The sequence below is a fragment of the Staphylococcus sp. SA22 genome (genome assembly GCF_054165785.1).
The window spans coordinates 7,057-14,590 of sequence record NZ_JBSZQY010000029.1; the positions used below are offsets into that span (position 1 = coordinate 7,057).

Sequence of the window (7,534 nt, forward strand, 5' to 3'; positions counted from 1 at the left end):
TATCTTTCAGGTGCCCTGCTTTCATTTCTGTAATCACTGTTCCCGCCTCTCTTCTATATCAGCGGCATATGTGCTATCCAGGCAGCCGGTTTTACCAGTGTATTTTTTATACATGTCCCTGGTATATTTTGTTATATTCCTATCATACTCCGGATAGGCATAATGAAGCCTTTCCGCCACCTCACCGGATACCGCCCTGAACAATTGATGGCATAGAAATAATGCTTCCCATATGTTTTCATAGGAATCCATCCGGTAGGTGGACAAAAGTTTCTCCCACAAATCCTCGGATATATACCTTTCAATAAACTTATAGTTCTTGCCTACACTTAATTTAAAGCCTGTTTCGATGCCGACCTTCCATGATATCATTCTCAGCAGCTCATGGCGAACAATCTGATTAAAATGATCAATAGCAAATAAAATTTCCTTACGGCACAATCCTTTAATAACATAAGGTGTTACATTCCAAAATTCATTGCAGCAATCATCATACTCCCTTGCGCTTGGCTTTCTTACATGATAATCTATATCAGTCGGAACTATGTCCCTTTTAATTCTACAATCTTTATCAATTAGAACCTTTATTAATTTATCGCCCTTTAGGTAATTATCTAACTCTTCCAAGGGCAATAAGGTAAGATCAATTTTATTGTAATCATCAAATAGCATAAGATAGGAAAATCCCTTTTCTTCAGGTGGGAATAATTCCATATCCTCCGGCTTTTGCATCATTATTATATTCCCAAATTGATTAAGCCAGTCATCATTAGATATAAACGGTTCTATATCACTTACAAAATATGTAATATCATAATCCTGAAATTCATCTTTAGGTATATTAATATTTGCGCGTGACCCCTCAAGGGTCACAATTCGAATACGTTCATCCTGTTCTGCTAAAGAAAGTACTAAATCCATCATTTCTTTTTCTGATCTCATTTACATACTCCTCGTTTATTTTTTCTATATTATTACATCTTCTTTTTTGCCGATACAATCAGCATCATTGGGCGTCGCATTTCATCCGCCATCCCCGGAATATCCATCATGTTCTCTGGCGGCTGTGGCTCCACAATCTGATTTATTATAAAACTATTTGAAAGCAGTGTATTTAGATATGTGGTCAGTGTTCTATGATATTTTGTAACCTTTTCTTCCAAAAACATAGCTGTCCGTTTGCCCTCATAATAATAATTGTCCACCGGGAAATGCAGTATTTCTCCTTTTTCGTTATAATACCAGTCTTGTGTTCCATGAGCAGTAAAAACAGGATGTTCAACTGTAAAAACTAAATTGCCACCAGCCTTCAGCATCCTATATATCTTTTTTATTAAATTCTCATAGTCTGCTACATAATGAAACGCAAGCGAACTTAGTATTACATCAAAGCTCTCCTCTGGGAAATCCACATCTTCTATGGCACAGCATTCATATTCAATCTGTGGAAAATGGGTTTTTCCTTTTGCTACTTCGAGCATTTTATGAGAAATATCAACACCTACTACAGAGGAAGCACCGTTTTCCATCGCATATATACAGTGCCATCCATAGCCGCATCCTAAATCAAGCACACGCTTACCCTTAAAATCAGGTAGCATCTTTTTCAAAGTCTCCCATTCTCCCGCACCAGCCAGTCCTTTCTGCGAGCGACTCATTTGACTGTATTTTTGAAAAAATATATTATCATCATATTTGTTTTCTTTCATCTGAACTCTCCTCGTTTAAAAAGTTATTTATCTCCGATACAATTTCATTCACTTCTTTATAAAGTTTCTCGGTCATATCGTAGCATTCAAAAAGAGAAAGACCGAGTACTTCAAAAATATGATTAACTCTTTCGGCATATTTTTCAGGTTTATATTCAAAAGTTTCAAGCAGTTTTATAGCTTTCTTTTCGTTAATGCAATAAGCATTATTACATGCAAATAGTACTTGATTTAAGCATGAAATAATACGAAAAACATGGCCTGCAATATAATATTTATCCTCTACCCCCGCATTTGCTTTTACAAACATTAAAGAGAATTCAGCTTCAAATATAAAAAAGTTCATCAAGCTTTTCTTTAGAGCAGTAGGGTAAATTTCTGCCTGCTTTTTTAATTCGCATAAGCTTTCGTTCTTAGCATATAGTATTTTACTAATCGCTAATTCTCCACGATACATTGCACTTATATAACCATGGGGATGCCCGGTCTGATAATTGGCAGTAACAATTCCTTGCTCCGTATCTTTGATTATTTGTTCTACCCGTTTTATATCACGTAAAATCAAGTCAACATGATACCCATTTATAAATAACCATCCGCCGCCATTAATCCAATCACCCCACGCTCCGGGAGGCACAACAAGGTTGTTTCTATTTTTATCATCCAATTCTGTAGCAATTTGATTAATCGCTGTCAGGTCAAATGAGTCTGAATTGTAATAGATTCCGATATCTATATCAGAATTTTCTGTATGGGTGCCTCTTGCACGTGAGCCCCCTAATACGATGCCTTCTATAAAAGGCAAAGATGATAATTTCTCTGTTACTATTTGAATAACATTACCTACCATATAAACATCCTCCTTTATTCGTTAGATATTTTTATTTCTTCTCCATCTGGTAAAATAAATGCCTGCACAAACTTGACACCTAGCACATCAGCAATGGCCTTCAACTCATCCAAGGTTACTGTTTCTCGTTGTAATTTTTTATTGAAATTCTGTGGAGTCTGGCCAATACGTCTAGCAAGTTCGGAAACACTTATATTCATTTGCTCACACAGTTCTTTAATCATTTCTGCCGTAGTCATACAGCACCTCCAAGTTTACGCTAAGAATATTATAAACCATTTGGTTGATAAACACAATAGTTATTAAAATATTATTATAATCAGCAAGCAAAAGAAAACCCACAACTCTACTGTAGAGTCATGGGCTATTTACTTCTGGTTTTCATATTTCCATTTCGATGCCAGATTTGAAGGCTATGACGAAGTGGCCTTCATAGACTGTAACGCTCTGGATTATCTTCCTTACAAGCTTATCATCATATTCTAAGGTGCGGAATTTGTTCTTGCGGATAAATTCAATCAGCTCATTGATTCGCTCGTTCTCGCCACTGAGGGAGGCATCTTCTACTAAAAGGATCTGTCGCTTGTCTCTCAGCTCATCAATCTCATCTGCTAAGTGGTCATAGTCTTGACCCTTGTTCGCCAGCTTGATTAGTTCTTTTTGTTTTTCCTCTAGTGAGTTGTTAATCTCTGAAATTTGGTATTCTGTGGTTTCGCCAATCACAGCATGAATATTCTCTTCCAGTGTCTTTATCATATTGTTCCCACCTGCAAGTAGCTTATTAATCGCAGTCATTACTGCACCATAAAGTTCATCTTCTTTTACGGTTCGGTTCTTACAAACTTCAGGACCTTGCTCGATTCTAGTCACGCATCGCCAGACAAATTCTTTTCTTCCGTGGATATTCCAATAGACCCGTCTATAAATATCGCCACAATCTCCACAGAAGGTGATGGCACTTAAAGCGTACTTGCTACTGTAAATTCTTTTGTTCTTGCCTTCTCCTGTGTAGATATTGCTTCTCCGATGAATTTCTTCTTGCGCCTGCAAAAATAACTCTTTAGGAATAATCGCTTCATGGCTATTTTCAACATAATATTGGGGAACATGCCCTTCATTTTTCACTCGTTTCTTGGTCAGAAAATCTACTGTGACAGTCTTTTGCAGAAGGGCATCTCCGATGTATTTTTCGTTTTGAAGTATCTTCTTAACTGATTCTGGTCGCCATCTTGGTTTTCCCGCCGCTGTTAAAATACCATCCTTTTCAAGGGCTCGACCAATGCCCACTAGACTCTGACCCTCAAGGTATTCTCGGTAGATGCGTTTGATAATCTCAGCTTCTTCGGGGACAATAGTTAAATTTCCATCTTCATCTTTCGTGTAGCCCATAAATCGCTTATGGTTGACCTGCACCTTTCCTTGTTGGTATCGGTACTGTAGCCCAAGCTTAACGTTTTGTGAAAGGCTCTGGCTTTCCTGCTGTGCCAAAGATGCCATAATAGTCAGCAAAACCTCACCTTTGGCATCCGTGGTGTTGATGTTCTCTTTCTCAAAATAAACTGATATGTTCTTATCCTTGAGCTGTCTAATGTATTGAAGGCAGTCTAGGGTGTTACGCGCAAATCGGCTGATGGATTTTGTAATAACCATGTCGATGTTACCGTCCATACACTCTGCAATCATGCGATTAAATTCGTCACGCTTTTTAGTGTTCGTACCAGAGATACCATCATCTGCAAAGATGCCAGCAAACTCCCATTCATTATTTTTCTTTATAAACTCTGTATAGTGTGAGACCTGAACCTCATAGCTAGAATTTTGTTCTTCTGTTTCTGTAGAAACACGGCAATAGGCAGCAACACGAAGTTTCTTTATCTTTTCTTTTGCGGCTGTACTTCCTACTCTTTTACGAGCAGGAATAACCATTATATTTTTCTCTGTCACTTTATTCCTCGCTTTCTATCAGACTGTATAAGTATTCTGCTCGTTCAAAAGGATCCACTGGCATCTTATTATCTGCCTTTTTCATTTTGAATCGTTCTTTGGGAGGGGGAGAGGTGAAAGCGGCAAGCTCTACCACTCGTCCTAAATCCTTTGCACGTTTATCTCTAACTTCTTCAGCTTTATCAAATATCTCTTTATCAATAATTGCTGGATACGTATCATTTCCAAGGTAGTTGACGTTTTTCAAAATGCGCCCCATCACAGAATGTGTCTTTTCAATACCTGCCTGTTCGCCAGCCACTGTAAGGGATAGTCCTGATATGTATTTCTCAAAGAATACCTTTACTTGACCTGCTGCCTTTTCATCGACAGTAACCACTCCATCTTGAATTTTGTATCCATATGGAATATATGCCATTTATCTCACCACCTTTTCTTTCAGGGAAAGACCGCATTTCAAATTGAATGTCAGCTCATCCCTGGAATTTACAATGATGTTCACTACAAATTCTTCAAATAGTTCTTCCGTGTAGTCACCATTAAAATTATCTGCTGACACATAATTAATGAGGTCCTTTATCTCGTTTGCTCGCAAAACCCCACTCGCAGAGTTCGTTACCAGGTTTGTTTTTTCGGTAGTAAGATTTTTAATCTCACTATCTAAAACATTTCGTTCCTGATTAAAAAGAGCAGGTTCTAGGAAACCTTTGGACATCAGTGCAATAAGGGTATTGCGTTCTTCCAATAGTTACTCCATTAGCTTATCAATAGCGTCCATTCTTTCACGGTCGCTTTCTTCATCGATTTGGCTAACTGACTTGAAAAGTGGTTCTAGGATTAGCTTATGACTGAAAGCAAGCTTATTCATCATGGTTGTCAATGTGGCTTTGATTTCCCCATCTCGCAAAAACAACATGGAGCAACTTTCTTTATCTTCGATACTATCTCAACATGTGTCGTGGATAAGGTAAGTATGTAAAATGGTATGTGGAACATAGTGATTTGCTGTAAATGATTTGCTAACTACTTTAGTTCTTTATACAAAGTATAAATCGGATATTTTATTATTTTTTCTTTTATATCTTCTGAGATTAGGTCAAAGTATTTGTCCGCTAAATCAGAAAGGGGTTCTTTTTTCATCACCTAATGGGTGATGAAGCAGAATACTTTAAAGACTATTAAATCAATGTTAGGAAAGACTATTAGTAAAACTATGAATTATTCAGGAAAAAAGGTTCTTTTTTAAAGTTTTCTATTGCTTCCTGGCGTTGATAAATGAGATATAAAGTCGGTGTTTGTACACGTCCTAATGAAAATGTACCTTGTACGCCTTTTTGTTGTAAATTCAAGGTATATAAAGGGCTTGCGTTCATGCCGATCAACCAATCGGCAATTTGGCGTGTTTGCGCTTCTTGATAAAAGGGATAGTAATTCATTCCTGGTTGCAAATTTTGAAAACCGCTTCGGATCACATCTTTTTCTAAGCTATTGATCCATAATCTTTTATACGTTTTATCTTTAGAAAAGGCATTTGCTTTATGGATAATCGACCAGGCGATATTTTCACCTTCTCTGTCGCTATCTGTTGCGACAATAATTGTATTTGCCTTTTTGAGAAGTTCAGCAACAATTTTAAACTGCTTTCCCTTATCTTTTGCAACTTCAAAATCGTATCGATCAGGAAAAATCGGCAAAGATTCAAGTTTCCAGTTCTGCCACTTTTCGTTATAATGACCTGGTTCTGCTAATTCGACTAAATGCCCAAAACCAAAGGTGATAAACGTTTCATCTGTAAATAGTGGGTCTTTGATCTCAAAATAACCGTCTTTTTTGGTGCTTTGTTTTAAAGCACTTGCGTAGGCTAATGCCTGGCTTGGTTTTTCAGCTAAAATAACCGTACTCATTAACTATCCCTCTTTTCATTGTTTTTTTCTTTGATCTACTGTCACGTTGTATCTTGATCGATACCTTCTAAACGTTCGGCGATTAATTCCAGTTTGTTCTTCAACTTCTTTATCGGAACAACCATTCAAAAATAAATCGAAAGCGTGTTGTAAACGTGGATCATTTTCTTTGAATTTAGGTTGTCGCCCTTTGAATTTTCCTTTTTTCTTAGCAATTTCAATTCCTTGGGCTTGGCGTTCTTTAATTCGTTTGCGTTCAGATTCCGCTTGGTACTTATACAATTCAATCACTAAATTATTAATCAGCCGTCTTAAATTTTCATCTTCAATACCATTCATTGAGGGTAAATTTAAGACTTCCAGGGTTGCCCCCTTAATTTGAATTTGATTCATCAATTCTGTTAATTCTTTATTATTTCGTCCTAATCGATCTAATTCAGTAACAACAACTATATCCCCTTCACGAATATAGTTAAGCATAGCTTGTAATTGTGGGCGTTCGACCGATTGACCGCTTAATTTGTCTGAAAAGACCTTAGAAACGCCCTCTAACGCTTTCAGTTGTCTATCTAAGTTCTGTTCTTTGCTACTGACACGTGCATAACCAATTTTAGCCATTTTCAACCAACCTCTAAAATTCTCTCGGTTGCAATAACCAATCAGCTATATCTACTTTTTCAATTTCAAATTGCTTATCAGAAATTGTCTTTTCGTAAGCGATAAAATCTTGCGCATATTGTTGCTCATTAAAAATAGCCACCACTTCGTCATTTTCTAAAACTCGATAAATAAATTTTTTCATTTTACTCCTCCTATTATGCCCAACTTAAATGACCTATTCACCAAGTCAATTATACTGCTAAAACCATATTAGGACAAATAAGTATACTCTATTGACCTATAAATGATAGCAACTTAAAAAATCAAGTGTTCGCTTCGCTCTCACTGCCCCTCGACGTTTTAGTAGCCTTTCCCTCACTTCGTTCAGTCCAAGCCAACTAAAAGTTTTCGGGCTACTCTCTCCTTCTCCCCCTAATAATTAATTAAAATGGTTCTGTTGCAAAGTTTTAAATCTACTATCAAATAAGGTAGAATAATAGAAAAAGATAGCAGGAGGAATGACGATG

At 37.0% G+C, this 7,534-nt stretch carries 9 protein-coding genes and 1 pseudogene; all 10 read right to left on the reverse strand.

From position 1 onward, the window contains the following. Positions 1-33: 33 nt before the first annotated feature. The gene (locus ACXQH5_RS13600) at positions 34-942 is read right to left on the reverse strand and encodes an aminoglycoside nucleotidyltransferase ANT(6)-Ia (protein WP_001255866.1); all 909 of its coding nucleotides are present in this window, start codon (positions 940-942) and stop codon (positions 34-36) included. A 32-nt stretch (positions 943-974) separates the two neighbouring features. Then, positions 975-1,709: a class I SAM-dependent methyltransferase gene (locus tag ACXQH5_RS13605; protein ID WP_000662263.1), complete on the reverse strand. Its 735-nt coding sequence runs from the start codon at positions 1,707-1,709 to the stop codon at positions 975-977. Then, positions 1,690-2,559: a nucleotidyltransferase domain-containing protein gene (locus ACXQH5_RS13610; RefSeq protein ID WP_000233000.1), complete on the reverse strand. Its 870-nt coding sequence runs from the start codon at positions 2,557-2,559 to the stop codon at positions 1,690-1,692. Before ACXQH5_RS13610 ends, ACXQH5_RS13605 begins: the two co-directional genes overlap by 20 nt. A gap of 14 nt (positions 2,560-2,573) precedes the next feature. After that, positions 2,574-2,798, reverse strand: a complete 225-nt coding sequence (locus tag ACXQH5_RS13615; protein ID WP_000205227.1) for a helix-turn-helix domain-containing protein — start codon at positions 2,796-2,798, stop codon at positions 2,574-2,576. Positions 2,799-2,940: 142 nt separating this feature from the next. Further along, complete coding sequence (locus tag ACXQH5_RS13620) at positions 2,941-4,503, reverse strand: recombinase family protein (RefSeq protein ID WP_000136908.1); 1,563 nt, start codon at positions 4,501-4,503, stop codon at positions 2,941-2,943. A 1-nt stretch (position 4,504) separates the two neighbouring features. Further along, positions 4,505-4,921, reverse strand: a complete 417-nt coding sequence (locus ACXQH5_RS13625) for a recombinase (protein ID WP_000323438.1) — start codon at positions 4,919-4,921, stop codon at positions 4,505-4,507. Next, on the reverse strand, positions 4,922-5,248 hold the full coding sequence (locus ACXQH5_RS13630; protein WP_000392725.1) for a hypothetical protein: 327 nt from the start codon (positions 5,246-5,248) through the stop codon (positions 4,922-4,924). 466 nt (positions 5,249-5,714) lie between these two features. Then, positions 5,715-6,407, reverse strand: coding sequence for a DNA topoisomerase (locus ACXQH5_RS13635; RefSeq protein ID WP_000108745.1), 693 nt, complete (start codon positions 6,405-6,407; stop codon positions 5,715-5,717). Further along, positions 6,407-7,025, reverse strand: a pseudogene (locus ACXQH5_RS13640) (recombinase family protein). Before ACXQH5_RS13640 ends, ACXQH5_RS13635 begins: the two are co-directional and overlap by 1 nt. 13 nt (positions 7,026-7,038) lie before the next feature. Beyond that, positions 7,039-7,209, reverse strand: a complete 171-nt coding sequence (locus ACXQH5_RS13645; protein ID WP_000713595.1) for a hypothetical protein — start codon at positions 7,207-7,209, stop codon at positions 7,039-7,041. Positions 7,210-7,534: the final 325 nt, after the last annotated feature.

Coding starts and splice junctions, on each gene's coding strand:
- ACXQH5_RS13600 (WP_001255866.1), bottom strand. CDS start 942: ATGAGATCAGAAAAAGAAATGATGGATTTAGTACTTTCTTTAGCAGAA.
- ACXQH5_RS13605 (WP_000662263.1), bottom strand. CDS start 1,709: ATGAAAGAAAACAAATATGATGATAATATATTTTTTCAAAAATACAGT.
- ACXQH5_RS13610 (WP_000233000.1), bottom strand. CDS start 2,559: ATGGTAGGTAATGTTATTCAAATAGTAACAGAGAAATTATCATCTTTG.
- ACXQH5_RS13615 (WP_000205227.1), bottom strand. CDS start 2,798: ATGACTACGGCAGAAATGATTAAAGAACTGTGTGAGCAAATGAATATA.
- ACXQH5_RS13625 (WP_000323438.1), bottom strand. CDS start 4,921: ATGGCATATATTCCATATGGATACAAAATTCAAGATGGAGTGGTTACT.
- ACXQH5_RS13635 (WP_000108745.1), bottom strand. CDS start 6,407: ATGAGTACGGTTATTTTAGCTGAAAAACCAAGCCAGGCATTAGCCTAC.
- ACXQH5_RS13645 (WP_000713595.1), bottom strand. CDS start 7,209: ATGAAAAAATTTATTTATCGAGTTTTAGAAAATGACGAAGTGGTGGCT.